The following is an 18,858-nucleotide window of genomic DNA, read 5'->3' on the forward strand; positions in this document are numbered from 1 at the left end:
CACAGCCCGGGCTGGCACAATGGCTCGGCAAAGTGCAGACGTGAGGAGGCAACGGTGACGACGGCCGGCCCGCCCGTAAAGGGACGCTCCACCCGCCAGCGTGCCGCCGTGTCGGCGGCGCTCAACGAGGTCGACGAGTTCCGCAGCGCCCAGGAACTCCACGACATGCTCAAGCACAAGGGTGACTCGGTGGGCCTGACCACGGTCTACCGCACCCTCCAGAACCTCGCCGACGCCGGCGAGGTCGACGTCCTGCGCACGGACGAGGGCGAATCCGTGTACCGCCGCTGCTCCACGGGCGACCATCACCACCACCTGGTGTGCCGCGTGTGCGGCAAGGCGGTCGAGGTGGAGGGCCCGGCCGTGGAGAAGTGGGCGGAGGCGATCGCGGCGGAGCACGGGTACGTGAACGTGGCGCACACGGTGGAGATCTTCGGCACGTGCGCGGAGTGCGCGGCGGCGGCCGGCTGAGGCCCTAGACCCGGCTCAGGTGGGTGTCGAGGATCGCCCGCAGCCGGTCCACGTCGGCGGGGTCCCGCAGGCCGCGCCTGGGCAGCAGCGTGAAGTTGAGGGCGTTCTTCTCGGGGCTGAACATGTAGAAGCCGTCCGCCGTCTCCCGGTAGCGAGGCTGCACGGTCCAGTTGAGCGAGGTGAACGAGTCGTCGGTGGCCACAGTCACCCCGGCATCCGTCACGGTCACCCGGATCACCCCCCGCCGCTCCGCGAGGCGCTGGAACTGGCGCGCCTGGATCCGCGGCAGGAACACCAGGACCACCACCACGGCGCACACACCGATGATCAGCGGGACCGGTACCGACCTGCCCTTGGCCAGCGAACTCGCGATCGCCATCAAGGCGAAGAAGGCCCCGACCCCCAGCAGCCAGAGTTGTCTTCGCGTCGAGGGGATGAGGCCCCTGCGCGCTCTCAGCGCCGCCGCGAAGTCCTCGACGACCGGCCGGTACTCCAGCTCGACCACTCGCCCCGTCACATCATCCCGCCCCATGTCCATAAGGCGGGATGCTAGCCGTCAGTGGTCAGCCCTCCTCGGGCCGCCCCCGCATCGCCTGCTCCATCGCGAGCAGCTTCTCGTTCGGTACCGCGCCGCCGAACCGCCGGTCCCGCTGGGCGAATTCGACGCAGGCCCGCCACAGGTCACGCCGGTCGAAGTCCGGCCAGAGCACGTCCTGGAAGACCATCTCGGCGTAAGCGCTCTGCCAGATCAGGTAGTTGGAGGTTCGCTGTTCCCCGCTGGGCCGGAGGAAGAGATCGACCTCGGGCATGTCCGGGTAGTACATGTACTTGGCGAGGGTCTTCTCGTCGACCTTGGCCGGGTCGAGCCGACCCGCCGCCACATCCTCGGCCAACGCCCTTGCCGCGTCGGCGATTTCGGCCCGCCCGCCGTAGTTCATGCAGAAGTACAGCGTGAGCGCGTCGTTGTCCTTGGTCTGCTCCTGCGCGATCTGGAGCTCCTTGGCCACCGACCGCCACAGCTTGGGCATACGGCCCACCCACCGCACCCGGATACCGAGTTCGTCCAGGGTGTCGCGGGACTTGCGGATGAAGTCGCGGTTGAAGTTCATGAGGAAGCGCACCTCGTCGGGCGACCGCTTCCAGTTCTCGGTGGAGAAGGCGTACAGCGAGATCGCGCCGACACCCATCTCGACGCCACCCTGCAGCACGTCCAACACCCGCTCGGCGCCGACCTTGTGGCCCTCGGTGCGCGGCAGCCCCCGCTGCTTCGCCCACCGCCCGTTCCCGTCCATGACGATCGCCACGTGCTTCGGGATCAGCTCACCGGGCAGCTTCGGTGCGGTGGCCCCCGACGGGTGCGGCTCCGGCGTCTTGTACTCGCGCCGCTGGCGCCCCAGGATCCCGCGTACGGCCATGCGCTTCTCGTCTCCTCTGTCTAACGACCTACGACCTACGACCTACGACAACTTGCTACGACCTGCTACGACTTCTCCACGTACCGCAGCGAACGGAGCCCGCGCTCAAGGTGCCAGTGCAGATAGGCGGACACCAGCCCGCTGCCCTCCCGCACATGCCGCGCCTCGCACGCGTCCGCCGTCTCCCAGTCTCCCGTAAGCAGCGCACCGAGGAGTTCCAGGGCCTGCGGCGAGGGTACGACGCTCCCGGCCACCCGGCAGTCCGCGCAGACGACCCCGCCCGACGCCACGGAGAAGAACCGGTTCGGTCCCGGCATCCCGCACTTCGCGCAGTCACCGAAGCTCGGCGCGTATCCGTTGACGGCGAGCGACCGCAGCAGAAACGCATCAAGAATCAGATGCGGAGCGTGCTCCCCGCCGGCCAGCGTCCGCAGCCCGCCCACGAGCAGCAGATACTGCTGCACGGCGGGCTCGCCCTCGTGATCGGCGAAGCGCTCGGCCGTCTCCAGCATCGCCGTACCGGCGGTGTACCGCGCATAGTCGGCGACGATCCCGCCACCGTACGGAGCGATGGTCTCACTCTGGGTGCACAACGGCAGCCCGCGGCCGATCAGTTCGCTGCCCCGCGCGAAGAACTGCACGTCCACATGGGAGAAGGGTTCCAGCCGGGCACCGAACTTCGACTTGGTCCGCCGCACCCCGCGCGCCACGGCCCGTACCCGCCCGTGACTCCGCGTGAGCAGCGTGATGATCCGGTCCGCCTCACCCAGCTTCTGGGTGCGCAGCACGATGCCGTCGTCGCGGAACAGACTCATGCCGCCCATTGTCCCCTACGGCCCTGTGGCGCCACGACGCTTCAAGGCACCTCACCGCGACTGCGGGCGTTCGCATACGCGGTCGCCGCGCTCAGCCGCTCGGCCGGGGTCGCGTCCCGTACCGCGGCCGGCTCGACGTCCCACTCCCGCCCGCCGCCGTACGGGCGCAGCTGAACATAAGGCCCCTCATGTCCCATGACGATGCCCACTCTCCCGTTACGGGTGTCCACGGCGACCGATCCGACAGACGGCTTCATCGCTCTCCTCGCACCCGAATCCGGAATTCCATCAAGGTGTCCTTCGCCTCCCAGCAGTGTGCCCACACCTGCTTCCCCTCCCTTTTCGACTTTCACGCTTCCCATCTCCAGAGTGGCCCTCCTCCCCCTACACTCGGCAGGAGTCTGTCGACAACAACTGCGCTGCAGACCAAGGGGGTTGGCTATGGCCAACGGTTCACGGCTGGCGGCCTGGGAGTTTTTCGGAGCCGAGTTGAGACGGCGCCGGGAGGATATGGGGCTCTCGCAGGCGCAGCTGGGGGCGCTCGTTTTCGTCTCCGGAACTTACATCGGCCAATTCGAACAGGCGATTCGCAAACCGCAGATGGATCTGGCCATCCGGTTTGACGAGATCCTGAAAACCGACGGCATTTTCAAGCGCCTGTGCATGGGCCTGATCAATGACAGGCGGTACGCCGAATACTTCGCCAAGGCGGCGGAGTTGGAGGCGCTGGCGACGAAGATCTGCGACTTCGCGCATGCGCTGATCCCAGGCCTGCTCCAGACCGAGGAGTACGCGCGCGCTATCACCGTCGCGACGAACCCGCTCGCGACGGAGGAGTACATCGCGGACAAGGTGGACGGCCGAATGGAGCGGTCGAGCATCCTCAAGGACGCAACAAGGCCGGTGTATTGGGCGATCCTGCACGAGAACGTGCTGCGCATTCCGGTCGGCGGGCATGCGGGCATGGCCAGGCAGCTGGATCACATCGCTGCACTCGCACGCGGGCGAACGGTGCTGGTCCAGGTACTGCCGTACTCGGCCGGGGCGTACTCCATCATGACGGGGTCACTGAAGCTCATGGAGTTCGACGACGCCCCGCCAACTGCCTATACAGAGGCGGTGTATTCGGGGAACCTGCTGGACGATCCAGCTGTGGTGAAGCACGCATACGCGGCATACGATCTGCTCAGGGCTGCCGCGCTGTCGCCGGAGGCGTCCCTGACCCTGCTCGAATCGGCGGCGGAGGACCACAGACGATGCGCAAGTACGACCTGAGCAAGGCCAGTTGGCGCAAAAGCAGCTTCAGCGACGGCAACGGCGGGGACTGTGTCGAGGTAGCCGACGGAGTCCCCGGCATCGTCCCCGTCCGCGACAGCAAGGTGTCTGCTGCCGGGCCGGTGATCATGGTGGGAGCCGGTGCCTGGACGGAGTTCGTCGGCTCGCTGCTCTCCTAGGTCCCTGTGTCAGAGCGGGTTGATGCGGGCCTTGAGCAGGCAGAACTCATTGCCTTCGGGGTCTTCCAGGACATGCCACTGCTCCTCGCCGGTCTGACCGATGTCGGCCGGGCGGGCGCCGAGTTTCAGCAGGCGTTCGAGTTCGGCGGCCTGGTCGCGGTCGGTGGCGTTGATGTCGATGTGCAGCCGGGACTTCCCGGGTTCCGGCTCGTCCCTGCGGCTGAAGAAGAGCGTGGGATGCGGGCCGCCGAAACCTTCGGGCGTCCCGATCTCCACCCATTGGCCTTCCTCACGTTCGAGCACGACGAAGTCCAGGACCTCGCACCAGAACCGCGCCAGCAGCTCGGGGTCACGACAACCGAGCACCAGCTCACCGATACGACTCGCCACAACGGCCTCCCAGCAGTGAAAACAACCTCGCGACCGTACCCGACGGGTCGAGCACGGGCGAAGCGATTTCAGGGCCCGGCCGCTATCCCACCGAGACCAGCCCCGCCTCGTAGGCGAGGATCACCAGCTGGACCCGGTCCCGCGCGTCCAGCTTGGTGAAGAGGCGGGTCAGGTAGGTCTTCGCCGTGGCCACGCTGATGTGCAGCTCGGCCGCGATCTCCGTGTTGGACAGCCCCGAACCGACCAGCGTCAGCACTTCGCGTTCCCGCTCGGTGATGCCCGTCAACTCCCGCTGTACCCGGACTGGTTCGGGGCGGGACGACGCGAAGTCGTGGATCAGGCGCCGGGTCACGCTCGGGGCGATCAGGGCGTCCCCGGCGGCCACGATCCGTACCGCGCCGATGATGTCGTCCAGGGCCATGTCCTTGACCAGGAACCCGGACGCGCCCGCGCGCAGCGCACCGTAGACGTAATCGTCGTCGTCGAAGGTGGTGAGGACGAGGACTCTGGCCGTCGAGGAACTCGCGGTGATCGTGCTCGTCGCCTCGATGCCGTCCATGCCCGGCATGCGGATGTCCATCACCACGACATCCGGGGCGAGTTGCTCCGTCAGCCGTACCGCCTCCGCGCCCGTGCCCGCCTCTCCGACGACCTCGATGTCCTCGATGTCGGCCATCACCATCCGCAGTGCCGTACGGATGAGTTGCTGGTCGTCGGCCAGGACGACGCGGACTGTCATCGGGCGGCCACCTCCGCCGGTACCGGCAGTCGCGCCGCCACCCGGAAGCCGCCGCCCGGGCGCGGTGCCGCCGTGAACTCCCCGTGGAGCAGGGCGACTCGCTCGCGCATCCCGGCCAGACCGAACCCGCCGTCGGTGCAGATGCCGTGGCCCCGGCCCTCGTCGGTGACCTCCAGGGCGAGTTCGTCCTCGCGGTAGTCGAGGGTGACCCGGCAGGTCCGCGTGCCCGCGTGCCGTACGACGTTGGTGACGGACTCCTGGACGATGCGGAACGCCGACAGGTCGATGTCCGGCGGGAGTTGACGGGGCTCGCCGAGCCGCCGCACGTCGACCCGTACCCCGGCGGCCGTGGTCGTGGCGGCGAGCCGCTCGACGTCACCCAGGCCGACGGGCAGGACGGGTGCCGCGTCGGCCGCCCGCAGCGCGACCAGCATGCGGCGCAGCCCCGCCAGCGTCTCCCGGCCCTCGTGCTCCACCGCCCGCATCGCCTCCCGCGCGGCCTCCGGCTGGGTCGTCGTGACCCGGGCCGCCGCGCCCGCCTGGAGGGCGATGATGCCGATGCTGTGGGCCACGGTGTCGTGCATCTCCCGTGCGATACGCAGGCGTTCGGCGGTGACGGCCTGCGTCGCGGCCTGTGTGGTGAGCCGCTCGGCGTAATCGCGGTTCTGCCTGACGGAGTTGCCGATCAGCCAGGCGACTACGGCCGAGAGGGCCAGCGCCGACCAGCTCTGCCAGTCGCCGCGGCCGGTGTTGTAGAGGGCGACGAGGGGGCGGCCGAGGCCGGTCCGGGTGAGTTCGTAGAAGGGCAGGACGGCGATGGCCAGGGCGAGGGCGGTGAGGCTTCGACGACGAGTGAGGGTCGCAGCGATCCAGCCCAAGGCGATGTCGATCGCCACGTAGTGGATCAGGCCCAGGGTCAGCGCGTTCAGCCCCAACGTCACGGCGTATGTCCCCGCCAACAGCAGCCCGAACCCCGACAGCGGACGAGGACGCAGCACCACGCAACCGAACAGGGCGAGGACACTGCCCGACGCGATCAGCACCCAGCCGTCGAACGCGGGCGGGAAGGGATCCGTCGGCATGTACGGGAGGTGGAAGAAGGCGCGGATCGCGAGCAGCGTGCCGTAGGTCCAGGGCACGCCCGTCCAGGCGCCCGGCGGCACGCGCTTGAGCAGGGGCAGCGGCGGGGTGGCGGGCATACAGCGATCGTAGGAGCGCGGGGCGGGTGCGGTCATCGGCCCGGAGACGTACAACCAGGGTCGACATCGACGCCGGACGAATGTCAGCGCCCGGCCGATGCCGGGGACCGGCCGGCCGCGAAACCGTGGTCCCGTGATTGAAGTCGACGAACTCACGAAGCGGTACGGCCCCACCACCGCCGTACGCGAACTGTCCTTCACGGTCCGGCCCGGACACGTCACCGGTTTCCTCGGTCCGAACGGCGCCGGCAAGACGACAACTCTGCGGATGCTGCTGGGACTTGTGGCGCCGACCGGCGGGAGCGCCACGATCAGCGGGCACACCTTCCGCCGTCATGCGCGCGGGCTGCGCCACGTCGGTGCGCTGCTGGACGCGAACGACGTGCACGGCGGGCGGTCCGCGCGGGCGCACCTGCGGACGCTGGCCCGCAGCAACCGCATCCCGGCGAGCCGGGTGGAGGAGGTACTCGCCGAAGTCGGACTCACCGGGGCGGCGGCCCGGCGCCGGGTCGGCGGCTACTCCCTCGGCATGAAACAGCGGCTCGGCATCGCGACCGCCCTGCTCGGCGACCCGCCCGTCCTCCTCTTCGACGAGCCGCTCAACGGCCTTGATCCGGAAGGGGTGTTGTGGGTGCGGGGCCTGTTCCGGAAGCTGGCGGCGGAGGGCCGTACGGTCTTCGTCTCCAGCCATCTGATGTCCGAGATGGAGAACACGGCCGACCAGCTCATCGTCATCGGCAGGGGCGAACTGATCGCCGCCGAGAGCCTCGAAGACTTCGCCGCACGCGGTACCGCGCCGACGGTGACCGTACGGACACCGGATGCGGGCGCGCTGGCTGCCGTACTGGCATCGGAGGGGACGGTGGTGACGCCGTACGACGAGGAGACGCTGAAGGTCACCGGGGTCCGCGCCGGCCGCATCGGCGAACTCGCCCACGAACATAACTTCCTCCTGCGGGAGTTGACGACCGAGCACGCCTCTCTGGAGGCGGCCTTCATGGAACTGACCGCCGACAGCGTCGAATACCTGGCCGGAGACTCCCGATGACGACCGTTCCCATGCCCATGCCCGTCTCGCGCTTCACCGATCTCCTGGCCACCGAGTGGCTCAAACTCCGTTCCCTGCGCTCCACTTACTGGGCGCTCGGCGTCAGCACCCTCGTCGTGATCGCCGTCAACGCGAACGCGGCGCGCGCCGACTATGTCAACTATCCGCACTACAACCATGTGATGCGCGACCAGTTCGCCAACACCGCGCTGTTCGACGCCTTCACCAACGGCGCCGCGATGATCCTGGTCCTGACGGCGGCGAGCATCGGCGCGGTCACGGTCGTCGGCGATTACTCGACAGGGCTTGTCCGCACGACCTTCGCGGCCGTGCCGGATCGCCGGGCCCTGATGTCGGCGAAGGCGGCCGTGGTGACCACGGTCATGACGGTGTACGGCGCGGTCGTCGCGTCCGCCTCCTTCGCGGTGAGCCAGGCGATCTTGTCCGGCCGCGGCGTGGGCCTGTCGATCAGCTACCCCGGCGCCCTGCGGGTGGTCGTCGCGTCGGCGCTGCTCGCCCCGGTGTCCGCGCTGGTCGGCATGGCGATGGGCGCGCTGATCCGGCACAGCGCCACGACGATGGTCCTCGCGACCGGCCTCCTGCTCCTCCTGCCCATCTTCGTCACCGAGCGCTACCACTGGACGGCCTGCGTCCGCAACGCCCTGCCCTTCAACGCCTGGGACCGACTCGTCCAGGTCAACTACGGCCGCATGCCCTACACGTTGGCCGAGCGGTATCCCACGACCGTCGGGGGTGCCTGGACCGTGTTCGCGGTGTGGGGGGTGGTCGCCATGCTGGTCACGGTTGTTGCCGTTGACCGGCGGGATGTGTGACCGCCCTTCCTTCGTCCGGCTCCGGGTCGGGTTCCGGGTCCGGTTCCGTTCTCGTCGCCTCCCACAGGACGTTGAAGCGATTGACGCGCTCCTCCACGTGCTCGCGCGTCATCTTGAGCGTCGTCTTGGCCGGCATGACCCGGATGTCGGGCTCGGTCTCGTAGGAGAGTTCTCCGTCGAAGATGATGAAGTCGTTCAGCGAGTTCATCTGGGCGGTCGGTTCCAGCAGGGCCCGGACCGCGATACGCGCGTTGATCCCGGACCTGCAGTGTCTTGCGCAGAGTTGGCGGAGGCCCGGGGTGATCTCCTCCTCCTTGTCGACGAGGAACACGCGCCGGATCTTCACGCCCCGCGTCTTGATCGCCGTCTCCTGAGCGGCGAGATACCGCCCCGCCGGCTCGCTCGACCAGAAGTCGCGGTCGACCGACGTGCTGGTGGCGTAGAGCGTGCGCTTGACGCACTTGGTGAGGTCGATCAGCCACTCGTGGTTCTCGCCGGGGCAGTCCGCCGTGCCGTTGCCGAGGTTCTCCATGAGGAGGGCCAGGCGGCCCAACTCCTCCTCGGCGAAGGCTTTTACGATGTCCGCGCCCTGCTCGCCGACTTTTGTGTAGCCCAGTACCAGGCGGGTCACCTCGTCGGAGCGGAGCACCGAGCCGTCGACCTTGCTGTACAGCTCCGTCGCCGCGTTGATCTTCGCGAAGCTCTCGTCGACCGCCGCTCGCATCTCGGTGTGGTGGCTGGACAGGCTGTCCTTCATGTCCCGGATGCGCCGCTTCTGGCTCTCCTGGACGGCCTCAAGCCGCTCGCCGAAGTCCACGAGCAGTTGCACGATCAGGGTCGCGCAGCCGAGGACGATGGACATCGTCCACTGCCAGAGGTCGCCGTCGTTCTCGTTGAGGACGTTGGTCACGAAGAACGCGGCCACTCCCGCTAAGACCGCGAACCCGGTCCTGATGAACAGCCTCGACCCGCGCTGGGGCTGATTCTGCTGTGGAACGGCCCCTGGTCCCGCCCCTGTTGTCGTCACTCCGTTCATGTGAGCCTCTCCCCCGTCGGATATGCGGTTCGTGCCGCCCCGTCAGCGCGTGCTCAGCGCCTGGTGCAGCAACGGAATGGCCTGTATGGCCAGTTGGTCCCGGATACGCTGGCGAAGGTTCTCCCATTGGCGGCTGAAGCCCGGTTCCCGCTCCAGTACGTCCCACAGGTGTCCCAGCGTGCGGTCCACGTGCGCGCGCGGCATCCACAGATGCAGCAGATGATCCACGGCCGGACGCAGCGCCAGGACCGCCGCGGGCCCGTCCGCCGCACCGAGCCGGCTGTTCTCCAGCATGTGCACCACCGTCGTCAAAAGCCAGTCGTGCAACGCGAGGTCTTCGCAGAGCCCCGCGACCGCGACCGCCTCGGTGCCTTCAGGAACTCTCAACTCGACCGTCCGCAGGCCGTCTTCGGCCAGTGTGAAGCGGTCCAGTGACGGTCCTTCGCCCTCCAGTGCCTGCCGCGCGGCCCAACGCAGCTGTGTACGGCGGGACTTGAAGGGCGCCTTGTGGTCGAGGAGGGGGTGGCGCACCAGCTGCGCCAGCAGGCCTTCGGCGATCATCCCCAGGTCCAGTTCGCCACGGCCGCCACCGCGCAACACGCCCTCCGCGGTGGCCTGTTCGGGCAGTTTCCCGAACGGCTCGACGACCCCGGGGCGGACCAGGTAGTGCCCCCAGGGCCGGCGTACGTCGGGCCCGGCGGCCGGGGCGCTGAAGTAGGCGGTGGACTGGAGGACCCGGCCCTCGGTGAGCGCGGCGCGGGCGGCCACCGTACCGACGGCCCTGACCTTGGCGCCGTTCGAGGTGGGCAGCCGGCAGTCCACGCCGGTGAGGACCTCGGGCGAGAGGGCGTAGAGATTGGGCCGCTCGGAGACCCGGACGTGTTCGTCGGCGCGCAGCCGCAGGAGTTGGGCGGCGGCGCGGCCGTCCAGTGCCTGGAAGGACGGCAGCAGTCCGGTGCGCACCTCGCCGCAGGCGAGGACCGAGCGCGTCTGCCGTCCGGGCGTCGTCATGTCAAGTCCCGTCGGGTGAGACCGAGTTGGGGGGCTCCTCGTAGAACACGTAGGTGGCGCGCTGGGCCACGGCCTCCGGTACCGCGACGCCCTCGCCCGCGGACCGCTTGGCGACCTGTTCGAGCGCGACGGAGTCCACGTCCACCTGGTCGAGGATGAGCCGTACGGCGTCCTCTACGGCGACGAAGCGGTTCGCCATCAGCGTGCAGGTGCGGTACGCGCTGAACGGGACCCGGGTGTCGCTGAGTTGGAGCAGCGGCGGCAGCCGGTCCCAGTCGCGCGGGAAGTCACCGCCGGTCCACGGCTGCGGGACCAGCACCGGCTCGCCCAGGTGCCGTAGCAGACCGAGGCGGGCCAACTGCCATACGGCGGCCAGGAACGGGCAGGACCACAGGCGGCCCTTGTCCGTGTCGGACCACAGCTCGACGTCCATGAAGACGGAGTGGTTGCGGGCCGCTGTCTCGTGCGGTGGCTGCCAGGTGACGATCTCCGCCAGGGCGCTGCGCGTTGGGGTGGTGCGCTCGCCGTTGGCGAGCCAGCCGGTCTGGCTGACCGGGGGGCGGGAGCCGTGGCTGCCGGGAGGTGGTGACTCGACGAGGCGGTGCATGACGGACTCGGCCAGTTCGATGCGGTCGGCGACCGCGCAGCCCGACTCGCGGGCGAGGTAGTCGATGACGAGGCCCGCCTTCTCGGCCTCTTCGAGGACCAGCGGGACGAGTTCGGCCGGGGTGGAGAAGCGGCTGAAGTAGTCGTCGATGAGGAAACAGGTGCTGATCCGGGGACGTTTGCCGCCGGTGCGGCGGGCGGCCGAGGCGCGGGCCGCGTCCACCCAGATGCGGACCTCGGCGAAGTGCTCGCGCAGCCGCTCGGGGCCCGCCTCGAAGTCCTCCATGTACAAGTGGCCCAGCTCCAGCGAGAGATGGGCCAGCGGCACGGACTGGGTCCGCGGGTCCGCGGTGGTCTCCCGGAAGACGGCCTCCGTCATGCCTCCTCCCAGTACTTGTCGTCGGTCAGCCGCGCGGCGAGGTCGCTCAGCGCCTGCCAGGTCTCCATGGTGGCGATCTGGCTGTCCAACACGTCCTCGTCGGTGATGAGTTGCTCCCGCCACTGCAACACCGGCTCCAGCGGCACCGAGCCGAGCACCTGGCTGTAGCCGATGCCGTGGTGCGAGGCGAGATGCTTCAGCTCGGTGTCGCACTGCTCCATCCACGCCGACTGGGTGGGCGTGGCCTGCGACCACAGCGCCGAGTCGGGATCGGGTACGGCGGCCCGCACGAAGCGGATGGCGCCGCGCAGCGCGTCCTCGTCATGGCCGCGGGCGACACCGCCGGCGATGATCCCGCGCTTGCCGTAGACCAGGCTGGCCGCGGCCTCCACGTGCTGCCGGGTCCAGCGGTGGAAGACCAGCCAGCGGGCCAGGACGCCGCTCATCGCCCGCTGCGAGGTGGCCGCGAGGACCATGTCGACGGCGTAGCTGCGGCCGGCGCTGAGGTCGACGACGATCAGGTCGAACTCGCCGTTGAGGCGCAGGAGTAGATCCACGCAGCGGCGCAGGTTGTCGCCGGAGGTGGCGAACTCGCCGCCGCTGAGGTCACCCGGCATGAGGATCAACCGGCCCGCTCCGGGCGGCTGGTTGCGCAGGACGGGGTGTTCGGTGTCCGCCCAGACGTCGATGCGGACGGGTTCGCTGATCTCGCCTATCAGGTACGAGTGCAGTCCGCGGTCCTCGGCGGCCTGGCGGGCGTCCGGCACGTCGAAGACGGCCGAGGCGGTGGGCGAGCCGAAGTCGAAGTCCAGGTAGCAGACGTCGTCCCCCGTCAGCGCGCGCTGGTAGGCGAGGTTGGCGCTGGTGACGGAGCGGCCCGTGCCTCCCTTGTCGGAGGCCGCGAAGATCAGCACGGCTCACACTCCCTGGACCGCGGCGGCCTGGCGGGCCCGGGCGAGTGCGTCGAGCTGGCCCAGTACGTCGAGGGTCAACGAGTAGGCGGTGCCCGGCTGTTCGTCGACGAGCGCGCGGGCGCGGCGCAACTTGACCTCGATTCCCCTGAGTTGCATGCCGCGTTTGCCGTCGGCGTTGGGCGCGGGCGCCATCTGCTCGTTGCCCAGGAGGTGCGTGGACTCGCTGAGCAACGCCCGTGCCAGCTCGGTGAGTTCGAGGCTGCGGATCGGGGGCTGCGCGTACATGTTGTGGACCTGGACCATCACCTCGGTGACCCGCTCGGTGATGCTCCAGGACACCGGCCCCTCGGTGAGGGCGGTCTCCGGGTAGATGGCGTGCACGTTGTCCCACAGGCCGACGCCCTCGCCCTCGCCCATCCGGCGCCGCCACACATGGCCGAAGATGTCCTCGGCCAGCCTGAGCAGCCGGTCGTGCGCGGAGAGGTTGCGGGAGAGTGTGCACAACTGGACGGTGCGTTTGAGGAGTTGGGCGGAGAAGTCGCTCATCGTCCAGTCCATCGGCGGGCCGATGGTGCCGCCGCCCTGGAGGGGCAGGGTGACGCCGGGGTTGTGCAGCTGGATCATCGGGTCGTCGCGCGTCATCCGGCTGGTGATACGGCCGCGTTCGGCGAGCCGCTCCATGACGCGGACGGTGCGGGTCAGGTCGTCGTCGGTGGCCCGGCGGCGCATCAGGTCGTGCACGAGGATCGCGGCGACCGAGAGCGAGAAGTACTCCGACTCCAGCCGCTGTCCCGTCGTACGCCAGGGGATGTCCTCCAGGGGCCAGCGGTCGCCGTCGAAGCGGGCGATGCGCGACCAGTACTGCTGCGTGATCTCCCAGCGCAGTCGTAACGCCTCGGCGAGCTTCTGCTGTTCGGCGTTGAGCAGGCCCAGGGTCAGGGTGCGGTCCGAGAACAGGTCCTGGATGCCGTCGAGCGCGACCACCGTGAAGTAGAGGTACGGCACCGGGTTGGCGACGCCGACGGGCTGCGCCCCGATGGACTCCTCGGTCTCCACCTCGGGCGCGTCCCGCACCAGGCTCCAGGCCCAGCCGCACTCGAACAGCTGGCTCTCGTCCTTGAGGGCCTCCTGGACGTCGAGGCCGAGGATGAAGCTCTCGATGATGGCGGCGCGCAGCGGGCGGAACCGGCGCTGGAACTGCTCCAGCACCTGACGCGTGGACAGCTGTCCCTGGCCGAGGAGTTCGCAGAGCGTCTGGCCCTGGGAGGAGTCGGTGTCGTAGACGTTGACCGTGAACGACCGCAGCAGACTGACCATGGCGGCGGTGAGCCGGTTGCTGGTCGCGACCTTCAGCTCTTTGATCGTCTCCTGCATGTCGCCGCGGCGGGTCTTGGACTCGTAGACCTTGAGGAAGCCGAGCAGCGCGAGACAGAGGGTGATCGACATCGAGAACGAGTCGGTGACGCCGAGTTGGCGCTGTTCCTCGGTGAGGTCCTGCTCCTTGTCCCGGGACTGGAAGTAGTAACCGCCCGCGAACGTGGGCCTCTTGTCGTCGGTGTGGGTGCGCATGAACTCGACCGCGGCCATGACGAGATTGGCCGGAATCTCCAGCCGCCCGCCGGCCCGCTTCAGCGTCTGCTGGACGTCGGTCAGCGTGGTGTCGGGGTCGTCCAGCCGGAACGACGGCAGCTCCGTCGCCGGATACAGCAGGCAGAGCAGTCGCTCGGCGTCGGCGACGCTGCTCTCACCGCCCCATTTTCCCCACGCCCACTCCCCTCCGTCGAAGGAGTGGCGGGCCACCGCCTGCCAGATGTCCAGCAGGTGCTGCCGCGGCTTGATCTCCATTCCATGCCCCTCACACAGACCGCACTGCCCTCAGCCGAGGAATATCCCTCTTCTGTTGTGAAGATTCACCGGTCGGCCGCCCTGTCAGCCGACCGGAATCTGTGGGTCCGAATTTCCGCGCCAGCCATAGGAGAGGATCATTCCCGAATATCCGTCCCGTACCGCGGGCTCGGTTTTGAGCCGCTGCACCTTGAGCTCGTCCGCGAATGGTTCGAGGCTCTCCCGCACCTCGGTCTCCCCCACGTCGCACGCGGGGAAGAACTGCTCACCCGTGTGATAACCCGTGGAGTGTTCCATAAAAGCGGCGGCAAAGGGAGCACCGGGGGCCAGGGCGCGCATGAAACGCTCCACACCCAGGGTGAACTCCTGGTACGAGGAGGTCATCGACTCGGCGACGAAGAACATCGTCCCCACCGACCACTGGCCGACGGACCGCTCAAGATCGAAGATATTGCCCTGCTGGACCTTGACGACCTTGCGGAATCTCTCGCGGGGGTCGGCGTCGAGCGTGTCGTACGCCTTGTTCCCGCAGAGGGCGTCCCAGAACTGGTCCCAGTTCTCCGCGTACGAGTCGACCTGGCTCCGCAGATAGGCCACGTTCGAGGGCGAGCGCTCATAGAGGGTGATCTCGTCGCACCACGGAAGCATGGACAGCGCGGGATAGAGATTGGCGCCGGCGCCCACGTCGATACCGTAGACCGGGCCGACGCCCTGATTCCGGAAATGGCCCGCGAAATGATCCCGGAGAATGGGAAGGATCTCGGCGTCCTCCGCCTGTAGGTCACGGTAGTTGTGATCTACATATGCGATCGAATCGAACGCGCTCCAGGCGACTTCCGCGTTTTTCACCAGTCCACACTAACAACATCACAGGCGCGACGTACACCTGATCGTCAATTTCGTAGGGCAATCTACGTCAAGTCACAGCCACCGCTGGGGCGCACGGGGGGCGCATCGTGGCGAATGCATTCATGCGACCTGATTCGGCCTTGAACTGCCGGATTGCCCCACCCAAGATGGGTGGAACCCTGCTGAACACACCAGAAAGGCAGGACGCACACGTCTCGCCCGTACCACCCGTACGAGTCACCCGAGCCGTCAACGCGCAATTGACTTCCTACCCCCAGGAGGCAGTATGACGCCCTTTCCGGAGGAACGTTTCCCTTCTGTGGGGCGCCGCACTGACCAGGCATTCTTCGCCGACCGCGCCGACCGGCACCTGACCCTGAGAGGCATCACCGAGGCCGACCTGCCCGAACTCCTGCGCGTGGACAGGGAGGCCTTCCCCGAGGAGCCGTACCCCGCCTTCGTGCTCCGGCAGTTCTGCGACATCCACGGCGACCGCATCCTCGTCCTCGACGACGGCGAGGGCCTTCTCGGCTACATCCTCTTCGTCAACACCACGGACGGCTACGTGAGTTGGATCATGAGCCTGGCCGTCATACCCCACCAGCAGGGCCACGGGCTGGGCCGGCGCCTGATGGTCGAGGCCCTGCGCCGGCTGCGCACGGAGAGCGTCCGCCAGGTCCGCCTGACCGTGGAACCGACGAACGCCGCCGCGATCATGCTGTACCGCTCGCTGGGGTTCTCGTCCGAACAGGGAGTCCTCAAGGACTACTTCGGGCCGGGCGAACACCGCCTCCTCATGACGCTCGCCCTGTGACCGTAGTGCCGGGCCAGCGCGTGGAACGCCTCCTTCGGCTCCCAGTGCCACGGTGAACTCGGGTCGTACGGACGGGTCTTGACGGTCCTGGTGATCGCGTAGCTCGCCAGGTCGAGGTCGTGGCGGGGGTCGTGGGCGCGGTGGGGGGCGTCCGGGGTGACGAACTCGAAGGCCATCGCGCCGTAGAGGTCCATCGACTCGAAGACCTCCAACAGGCCGACCACGTACGCCGCTTGGGTGTGTTCGCTGCGGACGAGGTGGCCCTTGATCTCCTCCGGGTCCTTGTCGTAGTCGACGACGTTCCAGCCCATGCCGGCGGTCTTCTCGGCGCCCTTGTACGCGCAGGTGCCGAACTCGGTGATGGCGACGGGCTTGCCCCAGCGCTGGTAGGCGCTCAACTCCCTCACATACTCGGCTGGTTGGCGGAAGTAGGAGTAGTAGTCGATGCCCACGATGTCGAAGAGGGTCCAGTCGACCTCGTCGTCCTGGGCGGCGGCGTAGCTGAGGTTGCCGTGGAAGACCGAACGGCCCGTCGCCGCCGCCTTCTTGGTGAAGGCGTTCAGCCTGCGCTGCATCTTCGCCGGGTCGAACGTGCCGTTCAGGATGTTCCGGACGCGGTCCAGGACCGTCGCGCCGGGCACGATCCCGGGTACGAACAGCCAGAACTCGCAGCCCACACTGAGGTCGACGCTCGCACCCTGACGCCGGAGGCGTTCCGCGAACCGGCCCGTCTCCGCGAGGTGTTCGAGGATGTCCCGCTCCGGGACGTCGGCGAGGGTGGGCTGGAGCCAGATGTGCAGGCCCAGTTCGGCGGCCTCGGCGGCCGTCGCGGTGAGGCGGTCGACGCCGTCGCCGGTGACGTCGACCGTGTCGGCGTGCACCTCGTCGCGGATCGCGCGGAGGTCGGCACGCATCCGGCGCGGGTTCCAGGCGGTGGCGGGGGTCTCGCCCTCGCCGACCGTGTACACGACGCCGTGGTGGCGCAGGCCGGGGCGGCGGCCACGTGTCGCCCGCGGTCGCGTCTGCGGCTGTGCCGTCGCCTGTCCTGACGGCAGCAGCGCGCCCGCCGCTCCGAGGGCCAGCGCCCCCGTCAGGAACTGGCCCCGAGTGATCCCCTGTGAGTTCGCCATGCGCCCACTGTGTCGAGCGCGGGCCCGCCGCGGTGTCCGCCGATGGTCTACGGCGGCGCAACCAAGGAATGACGCCCTGCGTCGGTCACTGGAGAGATCGTTGACGGAGATCGACCGTTCGTCGACGGAGACCGAACAAAGGAGAGCACGATCTCAGGCTCCGAACAGTCCCCTACGACCACCCGCCGCGCCCTGCTCACCGCCAGTGCCGCCACCGCCGCGACCCTCCTCGCCGGTGCCTCCTCGGCCCAGGCGTCAGACAGCACCGGCACCAGCACCAGCACCAGCACCGACCTCACGGCGGGGCTGCGTGCCCTTGAGGATCAACACAGCGCCCGTGTGGGCGTGTTCGCGCATCACCTCGGTACGAAGAAGACCGTCGTGCACCGTGCCGACGAACTCTTCCCGATGTGCTCGGTGTTCAAGACGCTCGCCGCCGCGGCCGTCCTGCGGGACCTGGACCGGCACGGCGAGGTGCTCTACAAGGTCGTGCACTACACGGAGGCCGATCTGGTCGACGGTTCCGACCAGACCCGGGCGCACCTGGCCGAGGGCATGACGGTCGAGCAACTCGCCGACGTGGCGATCCGGTTCAGCGACAACGGCGCGGGCAACCTGATCCTGCGCGAACTCGGCGGCCCCACCGCCGTCACCGGCTTCGCCCGTTCTCTCGGTGACCCGGTCACCCGGCTCGACCGCTGGGAGACCGAGCTGAACTCGGCCGAGCCGGACCGGATCACCGACACCACCAGCCCGCGCGCGATCACCGGCCTGTACCGCGAGCTCGTCCTCGGCGACGTCCTGCGCCGCCCCGACCGCGACCGGCTCACCGCGTGGCTGCTCAACAACACGACGAGCGCCGCCCGTTTCCGCGCCGGGCTCCCCGCGACCTGGACGATCGCCGACAAGACGGGCAGCGGCGCCTACGGCACCGCCAACGACGTCGGCATCGCCTGGACGGAGGCCGGTGACCCGGTCGTCCTCGCGGTCCTGACGACGAAGCCGACGCTGCCCGACGCGCCGTACGACAACCAACTGGTCGCGGATACGGCCAAGTTGGTGGCGGAAGCGGTCAGCTAGTACGGAGCCAATACCACCTCCATCGCGGCAAGTACCGTCTCTGGCGCGGGAAGTACTGCCTCGGCGTCACCCCGACCACCCGGTGGAACGCCGCCGTGAAGGAACTCGCCGAGGCGTACCCCACCCGCCGCGCCACGGACTCCACCGGCAAGCCCTCCGCGAGGAACGGCAACGCGGCCTGCATCCGCAGCCGTTCCCGCCACTGGCCGAACCCGAGGCCCGTCTCCGCGACGAAGAGACGGGCCAACATCCGTGCACTGGCGCCGACTTGATCGCCGTACTCCGCCAGGGTCCGCCCGTCCGTCGGGTCGGCCCGGAGCACCTCGGCCACCGACCGCGCCCGGGGATCGCGCAGTTGGGGCACGGACACGCTGGTCACCGGCACCGGACGCAGCTCGTCGAGGAGCACCAGCTCGGCGCGTGAACGGGCGTCCGGTGTCAGGTCCGTACGGACCGTACGGTCCAAGTGCTGGACGAGTGCCCGGAGAAGCGGGGTGACCGCGACGACCGTGGGGTCCCGCCAGTCGATGTGCGGGCAGCTCACCGGGTCGACGTACGCGCTGCGCATGACGGCATCGCCCTCGGACTCCGTGGCGTGCGGGACGTCCGCCGGGATCCACAGGGCGAGCGACGGCGGCAGCAGCCAGGTCCCGTGTTCGCCGCGGATACGGAGCAAACCCCGGTCCGAGCAGGCGAGTTGGTGGACGGGATGCCAGTACGTGGCGAAGGCCGTCCCGCGTGGCATCGTGAACTGGCCGACGAGGATCGCCGTGTCGAACACCCGGCCCCCGCCGCCCCCGTGCCACCCGCGCTGTCCGTCCCGCGACATG

22 protein-coding genes are annotated in these 18,858 nt (G+C 68.8%); 7 read left to right on the plus strand and 15 right to left on the minus strand.

Translation table 11 applies throughout. The features are described 5' to 3' along the window. Window positions 1-54: 54 nt before the first annotated feature. Complete coding sequence (locus OG407_RS18250) at window positions 55-471, plus strand: transcriptional repressor (protein ID WP_328683467.1); 417 nt, start codon at window positions 55-57, stop codon at window positions 469-471. Window positions 472-475: 4 nt separating this feature from the next. Here the strand turns inward: OG407_RS18250 and OG407_RS18255 are convergent, their stop codons facing one another. From OG407_RS18255 to OG407_RS18270, 4 genes are all read right to left on the minus strand, one after another. Next, on the minus strand, window positions 476-988 hold the full coding sequence (locus OG407_RS18255) for a YcxB family protein (protein ID WP_405859331.1): 513 nt from the start codon (window positions 986-988) through the stop codon (window positions 476-478). 46 nt (window positions 989-1,034) lie between these two features. Further along, complete coding sequence (locus tag OG407_RS18260; protein WP_365300244.1) at window positions 1,035-1,886, minus strand: isoprenyl transferase; 852 nt, start codon at window positions 1,884-1,886, stop codon at window positions 1,035-1,037. A gap of 65 nt (window positions 1,887-1,951) precedes the next feature. Next, complete coding sequence (gene recO, locus OG407_RS18265; RefSeq protein ID WP_405859334.1) at window positions 1,952-2,701, minus strand: DNA repair protein RecO; 750 nt, start codon at window positions 2,699-2,701, stop codon at window positions 1,952-1,954. 41 nt (window positions 2,702-2,742) lie between these two features. Then, the gene (locus OG407_RS18270) at window positions 2,743-2,958 is read right to left on the minus strand and encodes a hypothetical protein (protein ID WP_405859336.1); all 216 of its coding nucleotides are present in this window, start codon (window positions 2,956-2,958) and stop codon (window positions 2,743-2,745) included. A gap of 184 nt (window positions 2,959-3,142) precedes the next feature. On the opposite strand from OG407_RS18270, the gene OG407_RS18275 reads away from it, so the two are divergent. Continuing rightward, a complete protein-coding gene (locus OG407_RS18275; protein ID WP_405859338.1) occupies window positions 3,143-3,976 on the plus strand; it encodes a Scr1 family TA system antitoxin-like transcriptional regulator in 834 nt (277 codons plus the stop codon). Further along, window positions 3,958-4,155, plus strand: coding sequence for a DUF397 domain-containing protein (locus OG407_RS18280; RefSeq protein WP_405859340.1), 198 nt, complete (start codon window positions 3,958-3,960; stop codon window positions 4,153-4,155). Before OG407_RS18275 ends, OG407_RS18280 begins: the two co-directional genes overlap by 19 nt. Before the next feature lie 9 nt (window positions 4,156-4,164). On the opposite strand, the gene OG407_RS18285 is transcribed toward OG407_RS18280, so the two are convergent. From OG407_RS18285 to OG407_RS18295, 3 genes are all read right to left on the minus strand, one after another. Beyond that, window positions 4,165-4,545, minus strand: a complete 381-nt coding sequence (locus OG407_RS18285) for a VOC family protein (protein ID WP_366490959.1) — start codon at window positions 4,543-4,545, stop codon at window positions 4,165-4,167. An 82-nt stretch (window positions 4,546-4,627) separates the two neighbouring features. Beyond that, on the minus strand, window positions 4,628-5,284 hold the full coding sequence (locus OG407_RS18290) for a response regulator (RefSeq protein ID WP_405859342.1): 657 nt from the start codon (window positions 5,282-5,284) through the stop codon (window positions 4,628-4,630). After that, window positions 5,281-6,483, minus strand: a complete 1,203-nt coding sequence (locus OG407_RS18295; protein ID WP_405859344.1) for a sensor histidine kinase — start codon at window positions 6,481-6,483, stop codon at window positions 5,281-5,283. The genes OG407_RS18290 and OG407_RS18295 overlap by 4 nt, the downstream gene beginning before the upstream one ends. 133 nt (window positions 6,484-6,616) lie before the next feature. Between OG407_RS18295 and OG407_RS18300 the strand changes: the two genes are divergently transcribed. Both OG407_RS18300 and OG407_RS18305 read left to right on the plus strand, forming a co-directional pair. Continuing rightward, window positions 6,617-7,531, plus strand: coding sequence for an ABC transporter ATP-binding protein (locus OG407_RS18300; RefSeq protein WP_405859346.1), 915 nt, complete (start codon window positions 6,617-6,619; stop codon window positions 7,529-7,531). Beyond that, entirely contained in the window at window positions 7,528-8,364 is an 837-nt protein-coding gene (locus tag OG407_RS18305) for an ABC transporter permease (protein ID WP_405859348.1), read from the plus strand. Before OG407_RS18300 ends, OG407_RS18305 begins: the two co-directional genes overlap by 4 nt. Here OG407_RS18305 and OG407_RS18310 read toward each other — a convergent pair. The 6 genes from OG407_RS18310 to OG407_RS18335 all read right to left on the minus strand — a co-directional run bounded on the left by OG407_RS18310 (window position 8,330) and on the right by OG407_RS18335 (window position 15,004). Next, window positions 8,330-9,274: a hypothetical protein gene (locus OG407_RS18310; protein ID WP_405859350.1), complete on the minus strand. Its 945-nt coding sequence runs from the start codon at window positions 9,272-9,274 to the stop codon at window positions 8,330-8,332. The two genes, OG407_RS18305 and OG407_RS18310, sit on opposite strands and share 35 nt — an antisense overlap. A 168-nt stretch (window positions 9,275-9,442) precedes the next feature. Beyond that, window positions 9,443-10,411, minus strand: a complete 969-nt coding sequence (locus OG407_RS18315; RefSeq protein WP_405859352.1) for an SCO2521 family protein — start codon at window positions 10,409-10,411, stop codon at window positions 9,443-9,445. 1 nt (window position 10,412) lies between these two features. Next, window positions 10,413-11,396: an SCO2522 family protein gene (locus tag OG407_RS18320; protein WP_405859354.1), complete on the minus strand. Its 984-nt coding sequence runs from the start codon at window positions 11,394-11,396 to the stop codon at window positions 10,413-10,415. Next, window positions 11,393-12,310 carry an SCO2523 family variant P-loop protein gene (locus tag OG407_RS18325; RefSeq protein ID WP_329350941.1) on the minus strand — a complete coding sequence of 306 codons (918 nt, stop codon included), beginning with the start codon at window positions 12,308-12,310 and terminating at the stop codon, window positions 11,393-11,395. Before OG407_RS18325 ends, OG407_RS18320 begins: the two co-directional genes overlap by 4 nt. A gap of 3 nt (window positions 12,311-12,313) precedes the next feature. Beyond that, a complete protein-coding gene (locus OG407_RS18330; RefSeq protein ID WP_403598570.1) occupies window positions 12,314-14,155 on the minus strand; it encodes an SCO2524 family protein in 1,842 nt (613 codons plus the stop codon). An 84-nt stretch (window positions 14,156-14,239) separates the two neighbouring features. Next, window positions 14,240-15,004 (minus strand): SCO2525 family SAM-dependent methyltransferase, encoded by a 765-nt coding sequence (locus OG407_RS18335; RefSeq protein WP_403598573.1) that lies wholly within the window; start codon window positions 15,002-15,004, stop codon window positions 14,240-14,242. 286 nt (window positions 15,005-15,290) lie between these two features. Between OG407_RS18335 and OG407_RS18340 the strand changes: the two genes are divergently transcribed. Further along, window positions 15,291-15,818, plus strand: a complete 528-nt coding sequence (locus OG407_RS18340; RefSeq protein WP_405859356.1) for a GNAT family N-acetyltransferase — start codon at window positions 15,291-15,293, stop codon at window positions 15,816-15,818. Here OG407_RS18340 and OG407_RS18345 read toward each other — a convergent pair. Then, the gene (locus tag OG407_RS18345) at window positions 15,770-16,948 is read right to left on the minus strand and encodes an abortive phage infection protein (protein WP_405859358.1); all 1,179 of its coding nucleotides are present in this window, start codon (window positions 16,946-16,948) and stop codon (window positions 15,770-15,772) included. The two genes, OG407_RS18340 and OG407_RS18345, sit on opposite strands and share 49 nt — an antisense overlap. A 150-nt stretch (window positions 16,949-17,098) precedes the next feature. Here OG407_RS18345 and bla point away from each other — a divergent pair, with 150 nt between their 5' ends. Then, the gene (bla, locus tag OG407_RS18350; protein WP_405868475.1) at window positions 17,099-18,028 is read left to right on the plus strand and encodes a class A beta-lactamase; all 930 of its coding nucleotides are present in this window, start codon (window positions 17,099-17,101) and stop codon (window positions 18,026-18,028) included. Here bla and OG407_RS18355 read toward each other — a convergent pair. Beyond that, a complete protein-coding gene (locus OG407_RS18355; RefSeq protein ID WP_405859360.1) occupies window positions 18,021-18,857 on the minus strand; it encodes an AraC family transcriptional regulator in 837 nt (278 codons plus the stop codon). The two genes, bla and OG407_RS18355, sit on opposite strands and share 8 nt — an antisense overlap. Window position 18,858 lies beyond the last annotated feature (1 nt).

The sequence above is a fragment of the Streptomyces sp. NBC_01515 genome (genome assembly GCF_045040345.1).
GTDB lineage: Bacteria > Actinomycetota > Actinomycetes > Streptomycetales > Streptomycetaceae > Streptomyces.

Coding starts and splice junctions, on each gene's coding strand:
- OG407_RS18260 (WP_365300244.1), bottom strand. CDS start 1,886: ATGGCCGTACGCGGGATCCTGGGGCGCCAGCGGCGCGAGTACAAGACG.
- OG407_RS18295 (WP_405859344.1), bottom strand. CDS start 6,483: ATGCCCGCCACCCCGCCGCTGCCCCTGCTCAAGCGCGTGCCGCCGGGC.
- OG407_RS18275 (WP_405859338.1), top strand. CDS start 3,143: ATGGCCAACGGTTCACGGCTGGCGGCCTGGGAGTTTTTCGGAGCCGAG.
- OG407_RS18355 (WP_405859360.1), bottom strand. CDS start 18,857: ATGTCGCGGGACGGACAGCGCGGGTGGCACGGGGGCGGCGGGGGCCGG.
- OG407_RS18345 (WP_405859358.1), bottom strand. CDS start 16,948: ATGGCGAACTCACAGGGGATCACTCGGGGCCAGTTCCTGACGGGGGCG.
- OG407_RS18280 (WP_405859340.1), top strand. CDS start 3,958: ATGCGCAAGTACGACCTGAGCAAGGCCAGTTGGCGCAAAAGCAGCTTC.
- OG407_RS18305 (WP_405859348.1), top strand. CDS start 7,528: ATGACGACCGTTCCCATGCCCATGCCCGTCTCGCGCTTCACCGATCTC.
- OG407_RS18270 (WP_405859336.1), bottom strand. CDS start 2,958: ATGAAGCCGTCTGTCGGATCGGTCGCCGTGGACACCCGTAACGGGAGA.
- OG407_RS18340 (WP_405859356.1), top strand. CDS start 15,291: ATGACGCCCTTTCCGGAGGAACGTTTCCCTTCTGTGGGGCGCCGCACT.
- OG407_RS18315 (WP_405859352.1), bottom strand. CDS start 10,411: ATGACGACGCCCGGACGGCAGACGCGCTCGGTCCTCGCCTGCGGCGAG.
- OG407_RS18330 (WP_403598570.1), bottom strand. CDS start 14,155: ATGGAGATCAAGCCGCGGCAGCACCTGCTGGACATCTGGCAGGCGGTG.
- recO (WP_405859334.1), bottom strand. CDS start 2,701: ATGAGTCTGTTCCGCGACGACGGCATCGTGCTGCGCACCCAGAAGCTG.
- OG407_RS18320 (WP_405859354.1), bottom strand. CDS start 11,396: ATGACGGAGGCCGTCTTCCGGGAGACCACCGCGGACCCGCGGACCCAG.
- OG407_RS18290 (WP_405859342.1), bottom strand. CDS start 5,284: ATGACAGTCCGCGTCGTCCTGGCCGACGACCAGCAACTCATCCGTACG.